This is a genomic window from Singulisphaera acidiphila DSM 18658 (genome assembly GCF_000242455.2).
GTDB classification, from domain to species: Bacteria; Planctomycetota; Planctomycetia; order Isosphaerales; family Isosphaeraceae; genus Singulisphaera; species Singulisphaera acidiphila.
Genome location: NC_019892.1, coordinates 8,913,174 through 8,936,315, shown reverse-complemented (window position 1 = coordinate 8,936,315; position 23,142 = coordinate 8,913,174). Strand labels below are relative to the sequence as shown.

The window sequence follows — 23,142 nt, the reverse complement described above, 5'->3', positions numbered from 1 at the left end:
CACAGGGGGGGGCTGTGGAATGGGACCGTTAGCTCGCTTCGCCAAAGAACAAGAGGTCGGTAACCCTAACGTGGTGTTCCTTAGGAAATTGGACGGGGCGGCCTGAAGTGACCGTCTGGAGTCAGCCCTAGGCTATGTATGGTGATCTCTTTGAGGATTATGGAATTAAGTATTGTCATGATTTGTTCTGTGCGTGGTTAGTGTAATCATTGTGTTATGAAGCGATCGTCAGCTTTCGTCGTCGACCAGCAGACTTTGGAGCAAGGATTCCACCTCGTCGTCAGAGAGGCCGTCGAGGTCATGTCCGTGATCGAGTATGCCGTTCCCGTGGTGGATTGGCTGAGGTTGTACAAGGGGGGGCAGCGATGACGGCGACGGGGCTTTCTCCCGTTCGGCATTCCACTCGACGAGGACGCGTTGGCGTTCGTCGTCGGTCAGGAGCGGCAGGTCGGCCAGGGGGATCTCGGGGTTAGCGACGATCCCTTCGAGCAGGGTTCGGAACCAGCCGAGCATCCGGTCGACGGTGGTGCTCTCGAACAGGTCGGTGGCGTACTCGAGGGCGGCGTGGAGGCCCTGATCGGTCTCGGTCAGCTTGAGTGTGAGGTCGAACTTGGCGGTGGCGGTTGCCGGTTCGAGAACGGTCATCGTCAGCCCGGCGGTTGCGAGTGGCGGCAACGGTGCGTTCTGGAGGATGAGCATGGCCTGGAACAAGGGGGACCGGCTGGGGTCGCGTTCTGCACTCACCGCCTCGACGATTTGCTCGAAGGGGAGGTCCTGATGCGCGAAGGCGTCGAGGACGACTGGCTTGGTCTGTCGGAGGAGTTGCCGGAAGCTCAACTCTCCTGAGAGTTCCGCGCGGAGGACCAGGGTATTGAGGAAGAAGCCGATGAGCCCCTCGGTCTCGGAGCGGGTCCGTCCTGCGACAGGCGATCCGATGGTGATGTCGTTCTGTCCGGAGACGCGATGGAGGAGGGTCTGGAAGGCGGCGACCAAGGTCATGAAGAGGGTGGCGCCTTCCTGTCGCGCGATCTTGCGGAGATCGTCGACCAAGGGCAGCGCGAGGGTCGTGGATCGTTCGCCCCCTTGATGAGTCAAGGCGGGGGGGCGCGGTCGGTCGGTGGGGATTTCGAGCGGGGTCACGCCGGCAAGCTGCTGGGTCCAGTAGGCAAGCTGATCGTTGAGGTTTTGACCTTGGAGCCATTGACGCTGCCAGAGGGCATAGTCGGCGTACTGGATCGGGAGCGGGGGTAAAGGCGAAGGACGTCCCTGGGCGAACGCGTCGTAGAGTGCTCCGGCCTCGCGAACGAGGACACCGAGCGACCAGCCGTCAGCGATGACGTGGTGCAAGGTGAGCAGGAGGATGTGCTGGCCTTGGTCGAGAGAGAGCAAGGCCGCATGAATCAAAGGTCCGTGTGCGAGGTCGAAGGGTCTTCGTGCCTCGACTTCCATTCGGTTCGCGACCTCGGCCTGGCGGCGGTCGAGCGGCCAGGTGGAGAGGTCGGTCGTGGGCAGGGCGACGGTCAGATCCGGAGCGAAGACCGGGATCGGCCGTCCGTCCTTGGCGAGGAAGTGGGTCCGGAGCGATTCGTGGCGGCGGACGACCTCGTCGAGTGCGCTTTGGAGGGCGATCGAGTCGAGCGGCCCGTCGATCTGGATGGCGAGCGGGATGTTGTAGAGCGGGCTCCCCGGCTCGAGCTGATCGAGGAACCAGAGCCGCTGTTGGGCGAACGAGGCGGGGAGGGGGCCTTGATCCCGCGGCGCTGGTCGCAACGGCGGTGCGCTGGTGCCTCGGCTGGCTTGCTGGAGCTCGTCGAGGCGTTGAGCGAGTGTGGCGACGGTGGTCGCCTCGAAGAGGGTTCGGAGGGGGATGTCGGTGTCGAAGGCGTCGCGGAGTCGGGAGACGACCTGGGTGGCGAGGAGTGAGTGGCCGCCAAGCTCAAAGAAGTTGTCGTGGATGCTGACCCGCTCTCGCTTGAGGATTTGCTCCCAAGCTTGCGTGACAAGGGCCTCGGCCTGGTTGCGGGGCGCCTCGTAGGGGACCCCGGAGGCGATGAGCTGTGTGTCGGGATTGGGGAGCGCGTTGCGGTCGACCTTGCCGTTAGGGGTGAGCGGCAAGGCGTCGAGCAGGACGAACGCGGAGGGAATCATCGGCTCGGGGAGGGCGTTCTTGAGCCAGCGGCGGAGTTCGGCGGTCGTCGTTTGAGCGTCGTCGTCGGTGACGAGATAGGCGACGAGTTGGGCATTCCCTTGAGCGTCGGGTCGTGCGACGGCGACGGCGGCCTGGACGTGGGGATGGGCATTGAGGGCATCTTCGACTTCGCCGAGCTCGATGCGGTGTCCGCGGATCTTGACCTGATGGTCGATCCGCCCGAGGCATTCGAGGGTGCCGTCGGCGCGCCAACGGGCGAGGTCGCCGGTGCGGTAGATCCGAGCGCCCGGCTTTCCGAAGGGGTCGGGGAGGAACCGTTCGGCGGTGAGTGCGGGTCGGTTGAGATAGCCTCGCGCGATGCCGTCGCCACCGATGTAGAGCTCGCCGGCCACGCCGATGGGGAGTGGTTGCAGCCTGGCGTCGAGGATGTAGATCTGTGTATTGGCGATGGGTCGTCCGATGGAGACGGATCCGTTTCCGGTTTCGACCTTGGCGGCTGCGGACCAGACGGTGGTTTCGGTCGGCCCGTAGAGGTTCCAGAGTGCGTCGGCCTTGGGGATGAGCCTCTCGGCGAGTTCCCGCGTCATGGCTTCGCCGCCGCAGAGGATGGCCAGTCCCGGTTTTCCTTGCCATCCTGAGTCGAGGAGGAGCCTCCAGGTAGCGGGAGTGGCCTGGAGGAATCGCGCGTCGGCGTCGTGAAGTCGCTTGGCGAGTCGTTGTCCGTCGCTGGCTTCGTCGCGTGAAGCGAGTTGGATGCGAGCGCCGACGATGAGCGGTACGAAGAGTTCGAGGACGGCGATATCGAAGGAGAGGGTGGTGACGGCGAGGAGCGAGTCGCCAGCCTCGAGTCCGAGGAGAGCCCGCATGGCGAGGATGAAGTTTGTGAGGGCGTCATGTGGGATCATGACGCCCTTGGGCTTTCCAGTGGAGCCCGAGGTGTAGATGACGTAGGCGAGGCTTGCGGAGTGGGCCGTGACGTCGGGCGGGTGAGTCCCGTCTTGGCGTTCGATCACCGCGCGGTCGTCATCCAGGAGGATTGTGCGTGCCCCGGTGTCCGGTAGCAGTTTCTTGAGGTTTCGCTGCGTGAGGAGGATTGCGGCTCCAGAGTCGCGGAGCATGAACTCGAGCCGGTCGCGTGGATACTCGGGGTCGAGCGGGAGGTAGGCCGCGCCCGCTTTGAGGACGGCGAGGAGCGTGACGAGCATGTCGGGTGAGCGGTCGGTGCAGAGCGCGACGAGTGTGTTGGGTCCAGCGCTCAGCGATCGGAGATGGTGCGCGAGCTGGTTGGCAGCGTGGTCGAGCTGGGCGTAGGTGAGGGTAGAGCCGTCGGCGTCGATCACGGCCGTGGCGTCGGGCGTGCGTCTGGCTTGCGCCTCGAACAAGCGAGGGACCGATGATCCATCAGGCACTTGGATGCCGGTGTCGTTGCACGCGTCGAGGAGCCAGTTGCGTTCTCCCCGGCTCAGGAGCGGCAGGTCGGCCAGTGGCGCCTCGGGGTTGGCGGTGATGCCTTCCAGCAAGGTTTCGAACCATCCGAGCATCCGGTCGACCGTGCTCGCGTCGAACAGGTCGGTGCTGTACTCGAGGGCGGTGTGGAGGCCCTGATCGGTCTCGGTCAGCTTGAGTGTGAGGTCGAACTTGGCCGTATTGATGGGAGGCTCGAGGACGGTCATCGTCAGCCCGGCGGTTGCGAGTGGCGGCAACGGTGCGTTCTGAAGGATGAGCATGGCCTGGAACAAGGGGGACCGGCTGGGGTCGCGTTCTGCGCTCACTGCCTCGACGATTTGCTCGAAGGGGAGGTCCTGATGCGCGAAGGCGTCGAGGACGACTGGCTTGGTCTGTCGGAGGAGTTGCCGGAAGCTCAACTCTCCTGAGAGTTCCGCGCGGAGGACCAGGGTATTGAGGAAGAAGCCGATGAGCCCTTCGGTCTCGGGCCGGGTCCGTCCCGCGACGGGTGATCCGACGGTGATGTCGTTCTGTCCTGACACGCGATGGAGGAGGGTCTGGAAGGCGGCGGTCAGGGTCATGAAGAGGGTGGCCCCTTCCTGTCTGCCGAGGTTACGGAGTTCGTCGAGCAGGGACATCGCGAGGACCGTGGAACGCTCGCCGCCTCGATAGGAGAGGGCGGGGGGGCGAGGGCGGTCAGTGGGGATCTCGAGCGGGGTCACGCCGGCGAGCTGCTGGGTCCAGTAGTCGAGCGGGCTGTTGAGGTTTTGACCTTGGAGCCATTGGCGCTGCCAGAGGGCGTAATCGGCGTACTGGATCGGGAGTGCGGGGAGCGGTGAAGGTCGGCCGTGAGCGAATGCGTCGTAGAGTGCTCCTGCCTCTTGGATGAGGACGCCGAGCGACCAGCCATCGGAAATGATGTGGTGCATGGTCAGGAGCAGGACGTGCCGCGTGGGCTCGAGCCGGAGCAGGTCTGCGTGGATGAGCGGGCCGTGAGTCAGGTCGAAGGGGCGCTTGGCCTCGGCGTCGATCCGTTGCGCGACCTCGGCCTGGCGTCGATCGAGTGGCCAGGAGGAGAGATCGATTTGGGTCAGAGGGAGAGCCACGACCGGTTCGAAGACCTGGATTGGGCGTCCATCCTGGGCTCGGAACGTCGTTCGCAGCGCTTGGTGGCGGCGGACGATCTCATCGAGTGCCTGGTGGAGGGCGATGGAGTCGAGCGGCCCGTCGATCTGGATGGCGAGCGGGATGTTGTAGAGCGGGCTCCCCGGCTCAAGCTGATCGAGGAACCAGAGCCGCTGCTGGGCGAACGAGGCCGGGATCGGCCCTTCCGACGGCCCGGCGACGATCGAGGACGCATGGACTCCCCGAGCGCCTTGCTGAAGCTCGTCGAGGCGTTGAGCGAGTGCGGCGACGGTGGTCGCCTCGAAGAGGGTTCGGAGGGGGATGTCGGTGTCGAAGGCGTCGCGGAGCCGGGAAACAACCTGAGTGGCGAGAAGCGAGTGGCCGCCAAGCTCGAAGAAGTCGTCGTGGATGCCGACGCGTTCCCGCTTGAGGACGAGTTCCCAGGTCTGGGCGACAAGGGTTTCGGCCTGGGTACGAGGCGCCTCGTACGGTTCTCCCGAGGCGAGGTTGTTGGCCTTGGGATTGGGGAGTGCGTTGCGGTCGACCTTGCCGTTAGGGGTGAGCGGCAAGGCGTCGAGCAGGACGAATGCGGAGGGAATCATCGGCTCGGGGAGGGCGTTCTTGAGCCAGCGGCGGAGTTCGGCGGTGGTGGTCGTCGTTTGAGCGTCGTCGTCGGTGACGAGATAGGCGACGAGTTGGGCATTCCCTTGAGCGTCGGGTCGTGCCATGGCGACGGCGGCCTGGACGTGGGGATGGGCATTGAGGGCATCTTCGACTTCGCCGAGCTCGATGCGGTGTCCGCGGATCTTGACCTGATGGTCGATCCGCCCGAGGTATTCGAGGGTGCCGTCGGCGCGCCAACGAGCGAGGTCGCCGGTTCGGTAGATCCGAGCGCCCGGCTTTCCGAAGGGGTCGGGGAGGAATCGTTCGGCGGTGAGTGCGGGTCGGTTGAGATAGCCTCGCGCGATGCCGTCGCCGCCGATGTAGAGCTCGCCGGCCACGCCGATGGGGACGGGCTGAAGTTGAGCATCAAGGAGATATGCTTGGGTGTTGGCGATGGGCCGGCCGATCGGGATGGTTCCGACCTCGGTTTGGTCGCATCGATGAACGGTACACCAGACGGTCGCTTCGGTCGGCCCGTACTCGTTGAACAAGTCGGCCTCGGGGAGCCGTGCCCACAGTCGGTCGGGCAGGTCGCGGGGGCAGAATTCTCCCGCGACGATGACGGTATTCAGGCTCAGCAGGCTTGCGTGCGGAGCCTCATCGAGAATCAGGTTCAAGAGCGAGGGGACGCAGAGCAAGTGGGAGGCCTGTTGCCGTTGCACGAGGTCGGCGATCGCGGCTGGGTCGGCTTGTGACCCTCGGGAGGGGAGCACGAGCGTTCCCCCTTGGCTGAGGGTCCAGAAGATCCCGGCCACCGAACTGTCGAAGGCGAACGAGGAGAGCAGCAAGAACCCGCGGACCGGCTGCCGGTAATGGAGGAATCGCGACTCGGTTGAATGAACCAGGTTCCGGTGCGAGACCGGCACCCCTTTGGGCTTGCCGGTGGAGCCCGACGTGTAGATCACATAAGCCAGATTGTCGGGGTGCAAGTCGACGACCGGCGGGCTGCTCGGGTAGTGGGAACTTGCTTCCTCGAGGCTGTCGAGCAGGATGACGCGGCCACGAATCAGGTCGCCCGGCAAAATGCTGAGCAGTCGCTCCACGCTCAAGATCAAAGCGACCTGCGCATCGTCGACCATCGTGGCCAGGCGATCGCGCGGATAGTCGGGGTCGAGGGGAAGGTAGGCGGCCCCTGCCTTGAGGATGCCGAGGATGCCGACGACCATCTCGGGTGAGCCGTCGACGCAGAGCCCGACTCGGGAGTCTGCGCTGACCCCTTGCGCGACGAGATGATGGGCGAGCCGGTTCGCCTTCGCCTCGAGCTCGCCGTAGGAGAGCGAGCGACCGTGGGCGTCGATGACGGCATTGGCGTCGGGAGCGCTCTTGGCCTGGGCCTCGAACAGGTGATGGATGAATGACACCGTGGGCCGCTCGGCGGCGGTGTCGTTCCAGGCGACGAGCACGCGCTGACGCTCCTCAACGGTCAGGAGCGGGAGGTCGGCCAGGTGCGTCTCGGGGGCGTCGGCGATCCCTTCGAGGAGGATCCGGAATCGCTCGAGCATGCGGTCGACGGTTTCGCGGTCGAACAGGTCGGTGTTGTACTCGATCGAAGCGGCAAGTCCCTCTTCCGTTTCGGCCGTGGTCATCGCCAGGTCGAACTGGGCGGCGTGCTGCTCGAGGGCGACGGACTCAAGGGGGAAGCCGCCCAGGTCCAGGCGTGGCCCTTGCTCTCGGAGCGCGAACGGGGTCAGCCCTTCCTTCTCGAGCCGCTGCGCTTTCTGGAAGGTGAACAGGACCTGAAAGAGGGGCGAGCGGCTGAGGTCGCGGGTCGGCTGGAGCCGTTCCACCAGCAGCGTGAACGGGTAATCTTGGTGTTCGAGGCCGTCGTGGACGGTCCGCCGGGCGCGGCCGAGCAGCTCGGCGAAGGTCGGGTTTCCCGAGAGGTCGGCCCGGAGCGGCAACGGGTTGACGAAGTGGCCGACCACCTGGGTCTGGCCTTGATGGTCCCGGCCTGCCACGGGGGAGCCGACAATCAGGTCGTCCTGGCCGCTCTGACGCGCCAGCAAAGCCTGGAAGGCTGCCAGCAAGGTGACGTAGAGGCTTGCCCCGTGCTCCTGCCCCAGTCGAGTCAGGCGTTGAATCAGCGTCCGGTCGAGATGGATCGTCCGCGCCGCTCCATTCTGCGACTGCACTGCGGGGCGGGGCCGATCGGTCGGCAAAGCGAGCGTGGGGAGTGGGCCGGCGAGCTGGTCCCGCCAGTAGGTCCAGAGCCGCTCCCCCTCGGTTCCGGCCAGCATCTCGGCCTGCCAGCGCACATAGTCGGTGTACTGGATCGCGAGCGGTGTGAGCTGAACAGGAACACCGGCTCGTTCGGCCGGGACGATCAGGCCGAGCTCGTGGAGCAAAACGGCGACCGCCCAGAAGTCGCTGACGATATGATGAACCGCCAGCAGGAGATAGTGCTCCCGGGGCGACCGCGAAAACAGGGCGGTCCGGAAGAGCGGGCCGGTCTCCAGGTCGAACGGGCGGTCCGCCTCCTCAATCAGCCGCTGGTGGATGGCGGCCTCGTCCCAGGCGGAGACGTCCTCGACCAAGAATGAGACGGTCGCCGCCTCGTGGATCCGCTGGACGGGACGGCCATTGACCTCGGCGAAGGTGGTCCGGAGCGCGGCGTGGCGATCGACGAGGCGCTGGAGGCTGCGGCGGAGCACGGCCACATCGACCTCGATCGGGACGCGGGCCGCCCCTGCGATGTTGTAGGCCGTGCTCGTGGGATCAAGGCGATGCAGGTGCCAGAGGGACTGCTGGCCGAACGACAGCGGATGCTCGAAGACCGGCTCGCGTGAAGCCAGAGACGCGGAGGAGGGAGCGGGGGCACGCTCGAGGGCGATCGCCTGGTCGGCGAGCTCGGTGATGGTCGGACCCGTCATGAGGCTCGTGAGCGGGAGGATCGTGCCGAGGTCGGCCTCGACGCCCCCCTTCAGCTCGATGGCCATCAGCGAGTCGAGTCCCAGCGTGTTCAAGGGACGCGCGGGGTCGATCCGGTCGGGTTCCAGCCGGAGCACCCCGGCCACGCGGTCTCGGAAGTAGCGGACCAGGGTTTCGCGGCGCTGCTCGAGGGGGGCGTTCCGCCAGTCCGCCAGCTCCCTTCGGCCTGAGGGACGCAGGTCGCGTTGGGGGCGTCGGGTCTCCTCGATCTTCTCGAGGAGATGCCGGTTGCCTTCCTCCGCATGAAGCCGTTTCAGGCCGGACCAGTCGACATCGGCCACGAGGGCTTGAGCCCTGCCTTCGTGGATCAGGCCCTCAAGGACTCGAAACGCCCGATCGGGTTCGAGCGGCTTGAAGCCGAGGAGGTGGAAGGCACGCATCCGATCGGGCGAGGCTGCCATGCCGGCCCCGGCCCAAGGTCCCCAGTTGACGCTCAGGACGGGTCGCCCCTGGGCCTTCGAGACGTGCGCGAAGGCGTCGAGAAACGCGTTGGCGGCGGCGTAGTGCGCTTCCTTGGCCCCCAGGATCGAGGCGACCGAAGAGAACAAGCCGAAGAAATCAAGCGGGAGGTCGCGGCTCAGCGCGTCGAGGACCAGGGTGCCGGCGACCTTGGGCCGGAGCACGGCGGCGAGGGTTTGCCGGTCGAGGTCACGGGTGGATTCGTTCGTGATGAACCCCGCCGTGTGAAGGATCCCCACGATCGGGGGGAGCGTTGCCTGGAGCCGCTCGAACAGCGCCGCCATGGCTTCAGGGTCGGCCACGTCGGCGTTGGCGACCACCACCGTCGCGCCCAGCCGCTCGAGATCCTGGATCGCAGCAACCCCTTTGCGGGCGATGTCTCCAGGGGTGAGCCTCTCCCATTGCGTGCGCAAAGGAAGTGGCCGACGACTCACCAGCACGAGCCGGCGCGCTCCGCGTTCCGCCAGCCAGCGAGCCGCTTGAAGGCCGAGCTCTCCGAGCCCCCCTGTGATCAGGTACGTGCCTTCGGGCCGCACCAGCGGCGCCCCGTGATGCGGGGCCGGGGCTTTGCGGCGGACCAGCCGAGGGACGTAGCGTCCCTGGCTCCGCAAGGCGACCTGGTCTTCGCCGTCCCCGTCGAGGAGCTCGGCCGCCAGAGCGGCGGCTCCTCCGTCGACGGCTTCGGGGTCAAGGTCGATCAGGCCGCCCCAGCACTCCGCGTACTCCAGCGCAATGGATCGGCCCATTCCCCAAAGAGGCGTTTGTGCAAGGCCTTGATCGTTTGCTTGCTTCGGCTTGTGAACCCCGTTCCCATTCAGGTAAACGGGCTTCGGGCTTGTGGTCGGTTGTGCCCCTCGGGTTACCAACCAGAGCTTTGGCTTGGGTTTGTCCCTTTGCGGCTCCAGGTTCCCGAGGGCCTGGATTAGCGGTAGCACGCTGCCGACGCCCTTCCGCTCCGCGTCGTCGAGGGCGGCGAGACTGGGGTTGGCCGAGACCTCCGTGTCCAGGCTTCCCAGGTGGACGATGCCGTGATAGGCCTTTGTTTTAAGGAGTCCTTCGAGGTCGACGTCCACGCAGGGGACGAGCTCACACGGGATGCCCCGCGCTTCCAGATGCGCTCGGAGGGCCTGGCCCACGCCTCGGGAATCTTCGAGGATGAGCCAAGGGCCTTCGGAACTGTCGACCTCTGGCCGGGCTGTCGGTTCTTTCGCGATCCAGTCCAATTCATAGAGCCACTCGGCGATGCTGGGTTCGAGCGGCTTGCCGTTCTTGGGACCGGAATGCCCGTTCCGCGAAGGGAGCTTGGCTGCGGGCTCGAGCCAGAACCGCTCGCGCTGCCAGGGATAGGCAGGGAGCGGGGCGCAACGCCCGGCGGGGGCGACGGCCGGCCAGTCGACGTTGAAGCCGTGGGTGTAGAGCGTGCCCAGCGAGCGGAGGATAACCCCGCGTTCGTCCTCGCCGCGCTTTAGGGAAGGAAGGCTGATCCCCGGCCGCCCTTGCTGGCGGAGGATCCGGGTGATCGACGCGCCGAGCACCGGGTGGGCGCCGAGTTCCAGGAACAGAGTCGGGCAATTCTCGATGACCAGTAGCGTTTCGATCGCCGGCGCGAAGAGGACGGTCTGCCGGAGGTTGCGGCCCCAGTAGGCGGCGTCGAGCGCTTCGCCCGCGATCGGTTTTCCGGTGACCGTCGAGACGAGGGGGATCGTGGTCGCTCGAGGCTGGAGCCCGGCCAGGGACTCGGCGAACTCGCCGAGCAAAGGATCCATTTGCGGGCTATGGAACGCGCAGTCGACGTCGAGGATACGGGCAAACACGTCCTGACGTTTGAGCCGGTCGACGAGTTCGCGGACGGTGTTCGGATCACCCGAGACGGTGGTGAACTCCGGCCCGTTCAGGGCGACAAGCGAGAGCCGGCCGGCCGAGTCATCCACGAGGCGCTGGGCGTCGTGGGGAGCAAGGCCGAGGGCGGCCGTGAGCCCGAACCCGGCCACCCGACGCATCAGGCGGCCGCGATGATAGGCGATTCGGAACGCGTCCTCGAGATCGAAGGCCCCGGCGAGGTGGGCTGCGGCGATCTCGCCGAGGCTGTGGCCGACGATCGCGTCGGGCACGATCCCCCACGACCGCCAGAGCGCGGCGAGGGCGACTTGCAGGGCCAGGGTCACCGGCTGAGCCACCTCGGTCTCGGCACTCGGGTCGGTCGGCTCGTCGGCCAGGAACTGAGCCAAGAGCGACCAGCCGGCAAGCGGTTTGAAGCAGGCCTCGCACTGTTCCAAAGCGGCCCGGAAGACGGGTTCGCGCTCAAAGAGCAGGCGTCCCGCTCCTCGCCACTTTGCTCCTTGGCCGGAGCAGACGAGGACGAGTTTCGAGGCCTGTCCCGTGCCGAGTCGTTCTTCAGAAGCCTCCGAGGTGAGTTGAGCGGCGGCCTCACCGAGTGATCGAGCCACGACGGCCCGGCGATGCTCGTGATGGTTGCGGCGGACGCTCGCGGTCTGGGCGATGTCTTGGAGCGAGATTTCGTCGAGTGATGACGCCAGCATGTCACGATACGATGTTGCCAACGCCCGCAGCGCCTCGGGACTGCGAGCGGAGAGCGGCAGCAGCACCGAATCGTCATCGTCGCCAAGTGCGGGAGCCGGGCTTGGACTCGGAGCCGCCTCCAGAACGAGGTGGGCATTGGTTCCGCCAAATCCGAAGGCGCTGACTCCGGCGAGGGCCGGCCCTTCGGTGGTTGGCCAGGCCCTGAGCGTGCCTTGGACTTCGATCCCCAGCTCGGCAAAAGGGATATGCGGACTTGGGTTTTCAAAGTGCAGGCTGGGCGGAATCACTCGGTGCTGGAGCGTGAGCACCGTCTTGATCAGGCCAGCGATCCCGGCGGCCGCTTCTAGGTGGCCGATGTTCGATTTGACCGTGCCGATCAGGCATGGTCGATCCGCGGGCCGGCCCTCTGCCAGCACGTTGCCGAGCGCCCGCGCCTCGATCGGGTCGCCGAGCGCTGTCCCCGTGCCGTGGGCCTCGACGTACTGGACTTGCCCGGGGGCCACCCCTGCTGTGCGATAGGCGTCGCGGAGGACGGCCTCTTGCGCCTGGCGGCTCGGTGCCGTCAGGCCGTTGGAGCGGCCGTCCTGGTTGACCGCCCCCCCTCGGATCAAGGCGCGGATCGGGTCGCCGTCGGCCAGAGCGCGGGAGAGCGGCTTGAGGACGACGAAACCGGCCCCCTCGGCCCGGACGTACCCGTCCGCGCGGGAGTCGAACGCTTTGCAGCGGCCGTCGGGGGCGAGGAACCCCGCCTCGGCGAAATTCGCCCCGATCTCGCGGGAGAGCAGGACGTTCACCCCGCCAGCGAGGGCGAGTGTCGCCTCACCGTTTCGAAGGCTCTGGCAGGCGAGATGGACCGCCACCAGTGACGATGAGCAGGCCGTGTCGATCGCCAGGCTCGGGCCTCGAAAGTCGAGCAAGTATGATAGGCGATTGGCCGCGATGCTCGCGGCGTTGCCCGTCACGATATAAGGGTCAACCGAGTCGGCTCGATCCCATTGGAGCCGGCCGTAGTCATTGGTCGAGATCCCGACGTAGACGCCGGTGCGCGTCCCTGCCAATCGGCCGACCGCCTGGCCGGCATCCTCGAGCGCCTCCCAGGCGAGTTCCAGGAGCAGACGCTGTTGCGGGTCGGTCCGGACCGCTTCGCGCGGCGAGATCCCGAAGAAGTCGGCGTCGAACCGATCGACCTGATCGAGGAAGCCCCCCCAAGGGGGAACTCCCTTGCCCGACCCGTTGCTCGCGGCGGTCTCCCAGCGATCCACGGGCACTGCGCCGATGGCGTCGACCCCGTCGTGCAAGAGCCGCCAGAAGGACTCAGGTCCATCGGCCCCCGGGAAGCGGCAGCCGACCCCGATGATCGCGATCGGTTCGGCCTCGGCGGGCCTGTCGCCAGGCTCGGCCACTGGGTTGTGCGCGGCGCCGGCCAGGTGACCGGCGAGTTCCCCGATCGTCGGATACTCATAAACGAGCGTCGGCGAGAGGGGCTGCCCGAGCCAGTCTTGAAGTTCGCCCGCCAGCCCCACCGCCTGGAGCGAGCTGAGTCCGTAGCCAGCGAAGGGGGTTTGGGTGTCGATCTGCTTCGCCTGAATTCCCAGGGTGGCGGCCACCCTGGCGATCAACCAGGCCTCAATCTCGGTTGCCCTTGGGTGTTCGCGATCCGCCTTGGAGGGCGCTACGTTTGATCCGGCGGTCTCAGGCTCCTTGACCTGGGGGCCGACCACCTCGAGCGTCCCCGCGAGATAGAGCGCGCGGCTGGCGTGGCGCTGGACTTTGCCGCTGGAGGTTTTGGGGAGGCTCCCTGCCTTGATCAGGCAGATGGCGTGAACGTCAAGGTCGTGCTGCTCGGCGACGGCGCGGCGGATTGCCAGGAGGATTTCGGCGACGTCGTTCCCTTTGACTTGCCGCTCGACCTCGTGGATGACGACGAGTTGCTCGTCACCGTCAATCTCCACGGAGAACGCCGCGCCCCCTTCGGGCCGGAGCGCGGGGTGGCTCTGTTCGACGGTCCGCTCGACGTCTTGTGGGTAAACGTTCCGTCCCCGGACGATGATCAGGTCCTTGAGGCGACCGGTGACGATCAATTCGCCGTTGTTGACGAACCCGAGGTCGCCGGTCCGGAGGAACGGCCCCTCTCCGGTGTCGGCCAGGGTTGCGTGAAAGGTTGCCTTGGTGATCTCGGGTTGATTCCAGTATCCCGAGGCGACGCTCGGGCCCGAGACCCAGATTTCGCCGACCCGGTCGGGGGCGCAACGGCGGCAGGTCTCGGGATCGACGATGGCGACGACCTGCCCGGCGGGGATTCGGCCCGAGCTGACCAGGGCGCGGGAGCCCGGCTTGTCGGTCGGGGCCGGGACGATCTGGTTCTGCTCCAGAGGGGCCGTCGCCAGCGAGACGACGACCGGCCGGGTCTCGGCGGGTCCCCCCGAGACGAGCAAGGTTGACTCGGCAAGGCCGTAGCAGGGGAGAAAGGCCTCGCGGCGGAAGCCGCAAGGGGCAAACGCTTCGGCGAAGCGTTCGAGCGTTTCGGCCCGGACCGGCTCCGCGCCGTTGAAGGCGACGGTCCAGCGGCTCAGGTCGAGGCTGGCCCGCTGCTCGTCGGTCACCTTGCGGACGCAGAGGTCGTAGGCGAAGTTGGGGCCTCCGCTGATGGTCGCCCGGGTTTCCGAGATGGCTTGCAGCCAGCGGAACGGACGTTGGAGGAAGGCGACCGGCGACATCAGCGTGCTGGTCCCCCCGCAGTGGAGCGTTTGCAAGACGCCGCCGATCAACCCCATGTCGTGATGGAGCGGGAGCCAGAAGACTCCTCGACTCGCTTCGGTCGAGGCGAAGCAGCCGCCGATCAGGTCCGAGTTCCGGACCAGGTTGCCGTGGCTGACCATTACCCCCTTGGCCGCCGCCGTGGAGCCGGAGGTGTACTGCAAGAAAGCCAACGTTGCTGGGCCGGCACCCGGGTCGCGCCAGGCGTCGGCCAGGCGGTCGTCGCTGTCGAGGCCAAGGTCGGTGGCGAGCCACTGGGGCTGTTGCAACTCGGGAACCTGGGCGAACCAGCGGGGGGCCTCGCTGCGCAGGCTCTCGGTTGTCAAGACGGCCCCGGGGGTGCAGTCAGCCACGATCGCCTTGAGCCGGGGCATCGGCCGATTGGGACGCGGCGGGTAGACGGGAACGGCCACCACACCGGCATAGAGGCAGCCGAAGAAGGCGGCGAGGAACTCCAAGCCCGGCGGATAAACCAGCAGCGCACGTTCACCGCGAGGGAACCGTTCCTGGAGGAGTCCCCCCAGGGTTCGCGCTCGCCGGTCCAGTTCCCCATATGTCAGGGAGAGATCCGCCTTGTCGCCGTCTCCGTTGAAGACGAAGGCCGTTTGTTCGGGCTGACGCAGAGCTCTCCATCGGAGGACATCGAGGAAGCTGGAGGGATCGTCGATGGATTCGGTGGGGTGTTGTGTCTTCATAAGAGCTGCTGGGATCCAGGACATCCGCTCAAGGTGGGAGAGAGCCCGGCCTGAGTCTCGGCCGGATCCGCTCGCATCGGGCTCGAAGCACTCGCCGATCAATCTTCTCTTCAGCGAACGTCATCCATCGCCCGGCGCAGGCTGAGCGGGCGCATGTCGGTCCACACCGCCTCGATGTGGGCCAAACATTCTTCCCGGGTCCCCGCCTTGCCCGTATCGCTCCAACCGTTGGGAATCTCCCGATCGGCCAGCCAGAGCGAATACTGCTCTTCGTGGTTTACCACAACTCGGAACTTCACGTCTTTGGCCGTCTGTGCAGGGACCATGACCAGGGAATCTCCAATGGGGCACGACCGGGGGCGCTCCTCCTCTTGCCCCTTGATCCGTCCACCGGACGCAGGAAATCCCTTTCGTCGAAGACTGCGAAGACCGCTTTTTATTTCTCGAACCGGAGCGTTCGTCGCCTCCGGAAACGTTTCACCCTCGGCAAGTCGAGACCTTTGGTTTTTCACGTCGGCTTCGAATGAGATCCGATCCGCCGCCACGACCGCGATCCGTGTGCGTCTCGACCATCAGCTGCGATCCAAGCCTCAGTTCAATCCCGCTTGCCGGTCAGCATTGACCCTATGTGTTCGTTCCTACTTGCTCTGGAATTGCCTTCGACTACGTCGCTTGCTCACGGACTGACACCGTTGGGGAAGGACTCCGCCCATAAGGTGTCCAGCGGGGGGACGCCTGCCTTCCTAAAGCAGTAACGAGCGAATCGTACGCAAAATTCAAGCCATTCGGCAAAGTCTCGTTAGAATGCCTAGCTTCTCTGACCGGAAGCGTTTAGGTAAAATATCCTGCATGCGGAAGGTATGTCAAGAACTTCTGATGCGAAATCCCCAAGCATTATTGGCAAAACCGGTCTAATCCGAACAAGTCGGTTTGTTTGGGAGATTGTCAGTCGCTTTGGTTGGGCTGTTATTGGGTTTTAGAAGGCGGAATTTGAGGCGGTGAATCTGCAACTCCAGGTGGCTGCGTGCTTGGGTGGCACCCGGCGGCCCATCCCGATAGAGCATGCGTCGCCATAAAACTAGAGACCTTGGCCGGCCGCCCGCCTGGGATGGGCAGATCGAGGTCAGGTTCGCGGACGGGGCAAGGTTCGGGTTGCAGGGGCCGTAGACAAATGTTTGGGTTCGTAAAGGAAGGCGGTAGGCCAGATTCCTACGCTCCTCTCTCAACGAACGACGTTCAAGCCGCGGCGCGAGTTGCTTTTACTGCGGGTGCCTTCCCCGAGGACTGTTGCCTCAGTCAAGGCGTCCGATCCGTCTGGCCCACTCGACTGCTAATGAGAAGGCGTCAAGTCGGTGTTCACCTTGGCGCGCGGGCGTCCCCTCTTGCATAATACTCGGTTGGCTGTGCGGCCCGACGCCGGTCGCGCCATCATTTCCCTAAGGAGTTGGTTGTTGTCGGTTCACAGAAAGAAATCTCGATTCTCTCATGGGGGCTACCGGCATTGTTGGCCGATTATTACAAGAAGTGGACATCCGGCGATCACGCACTGAGCCGATCGATAACGGTGTTTTTATGAGCCTGGGCCGGCCTATGAACGCCCCCTCTCACCCTCCCCCTTCGGTTGGGATGGCCCTCTGAGATCCTGCGGTCTTGGGCAACTGATGCTTGGGCTCTCAATAGGTCTGAAGCCACCGCTTCCGATGATCGGCCCGGGCTAAGATTCACTTCAACCGATTGTCTGATCTGGCGAAAACGAGGCCGGGATGCCCTCGCGTCGCAAGTGGATTATTGTTTTTTGTATATTTTGATGGTTTGTGCGTTGGTCGTCGATCCAGGCGGGCACTGCTGATTTGTTTTTGTGGAAATATGCCGGTTTTGTGTAAAATCAGGCTGCCTTATGCTTTTCGTGGAGATCACTTCGCGGTTGGCCTGGCGATTTCGCTGTGGCTTCTTTTCTTGGTCATGGACATGCCTGGCAGGGGCCTAGATGATTGTGAATATAAATTTGTGAGGACAGGGTTTCCGAAAAAAACACTTCTGTAAGAGTATCCCCTCCCTTCGCTCTGGTTCTGGGGTTCCGTAACCGGGGCTTCAGTCATTTGTTGAATTTCATCTTCCTGTTCCGTCAGGTTCACGGTTGCCAAGGAGATGCACGATGTCCCCCAACCACACCACGGTGAGCCGACGGCATCCCTCGATGATTTCCCGCGCCGTCAGGGGAATCATCAGGCGATGTAAGGAGCTGCGGAACACGATTGAATGGAGTGCTGTTCATGCCGTGAGGCGTGAGGCTCCCTGGTCGCGGAACCGCTGGGGGCAGCGATATCAGGCCGTGAGCCTCTCGGAGTATCACTACCTTCGCGATGGCAACCCCGAGACCTATGAGAGTGCGCTGATTGAGCGGACCATTCGCCCGGGGATGACCATTGTCGACGTCGGGGCAAATCACGGCATGTTCAGCCTTGAGGCCGCCCACTTCATCGGCGGCAAGGGGGTGATTCATGCCTTCGAGCCCACGCCGAGCACGCGGAACCTGCTGCTGAACAATCTCGCCATCAACAACCTGGCCGCCGTGAAGGTCTTTCCTTCTGCTGTCGGCGAAGCTCTCGGCACTGCGCGGCTGCGGGTCCACCGCGAGATGAGCGGCCTGAACACGCTGGCGGACCAAGAGATTACCTGGAATCGGAAGCCACTCTCGGCGGATGAGATCATCGAGGTCGCCATCACCACGCTCGATGCTCATGCCGAAGCGGAAGGGCTCGACCAGATTGATTTTCTCAAGATCGACGTCGAAGGCTTCGAACTCGGTGTCATTCGTGGAGCGCGCGGCCTGCTTCGAGAGAAACGGGTGGCTCGGATTATGCTCGAAGTCGGCGACGTTACCTGTGATAACGCCGGGATCGCTCCGATGGAAGTGCTGGATGAGCTCTGGTCTCTCGGCTACCAGTTGCACGAGATCAGTCCCAACGGGGAAATCGCCGACTGTATCCAGGCGTTTCCGTCGTCGACCTTTAGCGCCAACTTTTTCGCCGTTCCCGCGAAGGGATGACCTGCCGGCTGATTGATTCCCAACGGCCGGGTCGGTTGTGCTACTGGCCGGCTTTGTCTCTCACCTTTTCATTCGCCAGGGCGTTTGAACCCTTGGTTTCGTATTAATCCTCGTCTCGATCGTCCTGGTCCGGTTGCCCGCGGCGGTGGCTGAGCCGTTCGGCCCAGAGAGCCGGGACAATGGCGAGGCTCAGGGAGGCGCGGGCGGCTGCGCTGAGCCGGCCTTCCTTTGCTGTTGAGTCCAACGTGTCTTTCTCCTTCTCCGAAGGGGGGAGGAAGAGTGCGTCGATGGCATCCTGGGGAGGCGGTTCCCGATCCAGGCTCTGGAGCGCCTCGTCTGCGGCCGCTTGCTCGACGGTGCGCGCCGCCTCGCTCGCTCCATCGTGTTGCTTGGATTTGCTTTGCGGCTCAGTCGAGGATGGCCACCGATGGGTCGCCAGGCGGTTCGCCTCGAAGGCCTCATTCAGGCCGATGACGAAGCCGGCCCAGGAGGGAGGGTTAGAGGCGGGGAGGGAGGCCTCGGACGAGGCGTTCTCCGAGGGGCTTGGCCCGGCCGTTGTGGACTGAGGAGCGCTGGAGACGGTCAGGAGCGTGGCCGTTAAGGCGAGTGAGGATTCGTCGAGCGGGTCGAGCTTCGTGATTTGCTGCAACTGGCCCGAGAGGGGAAGTGGTAGTTCGACCGTCTCATCGAGCCATTCATTCAAGATCGATGCGAGCAGCGCGGTCACTTCAGGAAGATCGTCCTGGGGGAACAGGGCGCCTGGTTCGAATTCTCTCTGGCTGAGCAGGCTCGAAGTAAGCACGGTGTCGCTGGACCATGTGTCGGCGTCCACCCAGATCATGACGTTGCCGGTGGAAGGCCCGGGCAAGAGGTTTGTAAGGTTCGAGGTGGTGGCCGGGGACTGGCCGTACCCTGTCGTTTCGCTCGAGTTTGGCTCGGTGTGGGCCGACGAGCCACTTCGGGCTTCGCTGGGCGATCCGCTGCTGGCGAACGAGAAGGCTTCGTTGGATTTGCCGATGATCCCGTTCTCCCAGTAGGAATCGGGAGAGATGACGAGGAGCAACGACCTGGAGCCGAGCCGAGGGGGGCCACCATCCATGTCGTCGCGTGGTCGGCCGAAGACCATCGGGCCTCGACCCGTGAAGGCGGCTCCCGGAAAGCCGCGAATCGCAAAGGCAAAGGGAGGGGGCGGCGCATCCGTGCTGCCACCGAACAGCCGGCCCATTTTGGTTCCTTCGATCACGCTGTAGGTGTTGCTGTTCGCGATCGCGAACGTGGTCTGGCCAGCCCCGAACGAAAGGGTATCCATGACTGGTGAGAAGGCTGACCGCGCCTGCTGGAGGTCTTTCGTGCGGAGGGCCAAAGCCAGGTTGGTGGGTTCAGCCATGCTGATGACGAATCGGCCCCGGTCAGAAGTCGAGATCTCGTTAGGTCCGAGATTCCACCAGGCGTTTGACGAAATGGGAGCCGGAGTTACGACGAGACCTGCGGTCGCCGGTGTCGGACCGTACATGGTCGTGAGCAAGGCCCGATCCTCGAGCTGCTCCACTTGCCACGTTCGTGACGGCTTGGAACGGCGGGATCGGGCCATTGGGGGATCATCCTTGAAGGGGCGAGCGTGGGGAAGGATGGCCATCGTCGGCGTTCCTCTTTTTCTGATTCCGTTCGTGACGCTCGGTTTGGTCATTGAGGAGTCGTTTGCGATCGAATGAGAAGCAAGAGAGGCATGATCTTGGGCCTCTCTGATTTGCGTCATGGGGGCGTCGGCGCGAACCGTGCGGAGAGTTCGCTGAATCGAGGGCGGCGGCGAATCGCCCGCAGCGCCTCGTCGGCGTGGATGACTTCACGCCAGAACCCGTCGCGCTGGCCGTCCGGGATTCGCCCCAGGGCGTCACCCAGAAGCTCCAGGGAACGGTCCTGGTAGCGAAAGGAAACGTCCAGGGCATCGCGTCCGCGTTCGCCGACATGCGCCGCAGCGACGGCGGAGGCTTGGGCGTACGTTCTCGCGGCATTGTAGTACATCCGGGGGGTCGGCTCGCCGTGGCGGAGGGCTTCCTCGGCGTCGGCGACGGCCGACCGGTGCTGGCCGAGCAGGACCAGGGCTGAACCGCGGCCGGAGAAGGCGTCGCCGCTCCCGGGGTCGAGCCGCACCGCTTCTTCGAAGTCGAGCAAGGCGAGCTTGGGTGCTTCGGAGATGAGGTGCGCCCAGCCGCGATGGGCATGCAAGGTTGCCCGGTCGGGCTTCAGGGCGAGGGCCCGCGTATAGTCGGCGATCGACCCGGCGTAGTCTTTACGATGGGCCTTGGCCAAGCCTCGGATTTCGAGGAGCTCGGCCGAGGCTTTACCGTTGGCCAGGTAGCCGTCGCACGAGTGGAGCACGTCGTCGTATCGCTTCAGTTCGAGCAGTGCGGCGACTCGCCAGCGGTGGGCTTCGGCATCTTCAGGGTCGATCTCGAGCGCGGCGTCGCAGGCGTTGAGGGCCTCCTGGTGACGCCCGGCCGTGCAGAGCAAGTGGCCTCTTAGGGCGTGGTCGCCGGCCGCTTCGGGACTGCGCGGTGGTTCGCGTCGGAGCGCCTCATCCAGATCGTGGAGGGCGGCGTCCCGATCCTTGCTCTCGATCTTCCAGAGCGCCCGGGTCCGGTAGAGGGGGGCGAGGTCCGGTTTCAGCTCGATTGCGCGGTCGAGCAAGGCGGCGGCCTCCTCGGGCCGTCCTTGTTCGCGATCGAGGTGGGCCAAGGTGACATAGGCGTTGAACCGTGTGGGGTCGATCGCGATCGCCTCGCGAAGATCGGTCGCCGCCTCGCGTGGCCGATCGCGTTTGAACCGGACCAGGCCGCGGTTGACCCGCAAGGCATAGCGCAGTTCTTGGCCGGAGCCGAGCTCGAGGGCCTTGCGGAAGTCGGCCTCGGCATCCTCGAACGACTGTTCCGCCTGGGCTTGGTTCGTCTCGGCCGTGGCGATCTGGCCGCAGGCGAACCCACGGAGGAGGTAGAGCCAGGCGAAGTCGGGGTGTCGCGCCAGGCAGTCGCGAAGCGCCGCCTTGGCCACCTCGGGCCGCTGCGGGCTGCCGTTCAGCTCGCAGATGGCCGAGAGGCAGAGGGCCCAGAAGTGATCGGGCTGGAGCCGCAGGGCGGCGTCGAAGTGACGCTTCGCCCGGGTCAGCGACCCTCGTTTCGACCACTCGCGACCGAGCAGGAAGTGATCGAAGGCATTCGCCGGCTCGAGCCGTTCGGCTTCGACACGCTGGCGCGACGCGCCCGCCTCATCTCCTGCGCGGGCCAGGCAGGCCGCTCGCCGGAGGTGATAGGCCGGTGAGGGGAGCGGGTGGACCTGGGCGGCTGCGTCGAGGATTCCGAGCGCCTCCCGGGCCTGTTCTCCGGGATCTTCCCCGGCCGCCGGTCGCGAGACCGCCTCGGCCAGTACGAGCAGGAGCTCATGGGTACCCCGGGCCACGTCGTCGCGCTCTTGTGTTGTCAGCGTGTCGGGCAAGGAGGCAAGCAGCCCGGAGCCGGCCTGACCCTGGGGCTCGAACACGGCCAGGGCTGCGCGGACGGCCTGGCGGGTGGCCTTGGGGTCGTCGGGCAGGTCCAGGCCGGTGAAGTGGACGTCGCGGATGATCGCCTCGTCCCGGAGCCGAAGGAACCGAGCGAATCGCGCGGCGGCGTCCTCCCGGGCCTCGCGTCCGGCGAGCCCACGGCCGATTTGGTCGAGCAGGCCGGCGGCCTGGACGCCCAGGTCCGCCAGTCTCGGTTCTCGCTCGATCCGGGTCGAGAGCTTCACGAGCGTGTCTTTGGCCCCGTTCAAGTCGCCTCGGGCGATGGCTTTGCCGGCATCGTTCAGGGCGTAGACCCCGGTTAAGCGGGCCGCGGCGATGTCTCTCGCGTGCTGGCGGAGATTGCGTTCATAGTGGAGCCCGGAGCCTCCCAGGCCAACGACGCTCGATACCCCAAGGGCCACGAGGATGGCGGTCGTCGGCCGGCGCTTGGTCCATTTCAGGCCGCGCTCCCAGAGGGGCGTGGGGCGGGCCCGGATCGGCTCGCCCGCGAGGTAGCGTCCGAGATCGTCGGCCAGGTCGTTTGCGCTGGCGTAGCGGCGGCGCGGCTCCTTGTCCAGGGCCTTCAGGCAGATCGTCTCCAGGTCGCGGGGCACTTTCGACAGCAGGCGGGAGGGGGGGACCGGCTCCTCGTGGATGACCTGCATGACGGTCTCCACCGGCGTCGTGCCACGGAACGGGGGCCGCCCGGTCAGCATCTGATAGAGGATCGCCCCCAGGCTGTAGACGTCGGCGGTCGGCCCCACCTCGCGATTGCGGCCTCGCGCCTGTTCAGGCGAAATGTAGCTGGGTGAGCCCATGACCTGCCCGCTCTCGGTATGGCCGTCGTCCTCCTCGAGGCGCTTGGCCAGGCCGAAGTCGGTGATCTTGGGGATCCCGTCGCAGGTGAACAGGACGTTCGAGGGCTTGAGGTCGCGGTGGATGATCCCCGCCTCGTGTGCGGCGTGGATCGCTCGGGCGAGGATGCTGAGGGTCTCGGCCGCCCGGAACCCAGGCTGAGGCGTGCCGGCCATCCGCACTTCGAGACTCCCCCCTTCGAGCAGCTCTAAAGCCACGAACGGGAGCCCGTCTTCATCGCCGATCTCGTAGATCTGGAGGATGTTCGCGTGCCGGAGTCGTGCCACCGCCTTGGCCTCGATCCGGAATCGGGCCAGGTCCCTGGGCCGGGCACGGCCGCCGTCGCGGATCATCTTCAAAGCCACCAGGCGGTTCAACGACCGCTGCCTCGCCTTGTAGACGATCCCCATCCCCCCTCGGCCCAGTTCTTCGAGAATGTCGAAGTCGGGGACTGAGGGCCAAGGGCTGCCCGTGATTCTCGAGAATCCAGGGGTGGGTGACCGTCTCGCTCCGGCCGGGAGCGAGGGCCAGTCCGGTCGTCGTCGGAGTGCGGGCAGACCGCTGCCCCCCTTTTCTTCCTTTTCCGTGGAGTAGGGTTCCTTCCGCGATCCCTGCTTTTCGCTCTCGAACCGGGTGAGACTTCCCGCGGTCAGGGCTTCCAGATGATCCTGGCAACGTGGGCAAGTCTCGACGTGACCCACAATGAAGGCTTGTTCGGCGGAATCCAGCCGCTCCTGCAGAAGCAGCACGAACCGTTCGCCCTCCGGGCAGCCTTTCATCGCGGCCTCCTGGTGCCTTCCCAATTTAGATGGGGACCCAATTTCGAGTCTCCTCCATTGAGAATACGGCGCGATTGTCACCGACCTAACGCTACATCCTTTTGCGAGGCATCCACCGGCAGTCTTGCCGAAGGGGATTTCTCGCATGCCAACATGCTAAC

The 23,142-nt window shown here is 65.3% G+C and carries 5 protein-coding genes; 1 reads left to right on the top strand and 4 read right to left on the bottom strand.

The window, feature by feature from the left end; genetic code table 11:
* Nucleotides 1–228: 228 nt before the first annotated feature.
* Entirely contained in the window at nt 229–14,763 is a 14,535-nt protein-coding gene (locus SINAC_RS34580) for a hybrid non-ribosomal peptide synthetase/type I polyketide synthase (RefSeq protein ID WP_015250181.1), read from the bottom strand.
* Nucleotides 14,764–14,873: 110 nt separating this feature from the next.
* Nucleotides 14,874–15,089 (bottom strand): MbtH family protein, encoded by a 216-nt coding sequence (locus tag SINAC_RS34575; protein ID WP_015250180.1) that lies wholly within the window; start codon nt 15,087–15,089, stop codon nt 14,874–14,876.
* 1,829 nt (nt 15,090–16,918) lie between these two features.
* Here SINAC_RS34575 and SINAC_RS34570 point away from each other — a divergent pair.
* Nucleotides 16,919–17,812 (top strand): FkbM family methyltransferase, encoded by an 894-nt coding sequence (locus SINAC_RS34570; protein ID WP_015250179.1) that lies wholly within the window; start codon nt 16,919–16,921, stop codon nt 17,810–17,812.
* Nucleotides 17,813–17,915: 103 nt separating this feature from the next.
* On the opposite strand, the gene SINAC_RS34565 is transcribed toward SINAC_RS34570, so the two are convergent.
* The gene (locus SINAC_RS34565; protein WP_015250178.1) at nt 17,916–19,448 is read right to left on the bottom strand and encodes a hypothetical protein; all 1,533 of its coding nucleotides are present in this window, start codon (nt 19,446–19,448) and stop codon (nt 17,916–17,918) included.
* A gap of 116 nt (nt 19,449–19,564) precedes the next feature.
* Nucleotides 19,565–22,981, bottom strand: a complete 3,417-nt coding sequence (locus SINAC_RS38330; protein ID WP_015250177.1) for a serine/threonine-protein kinase — start codon at nt 22,979–22,981, stop codon at nt 19,565–19,567.
* Nucleotides 22,982–23,142 lie beyond the last annotated feature (161 nt).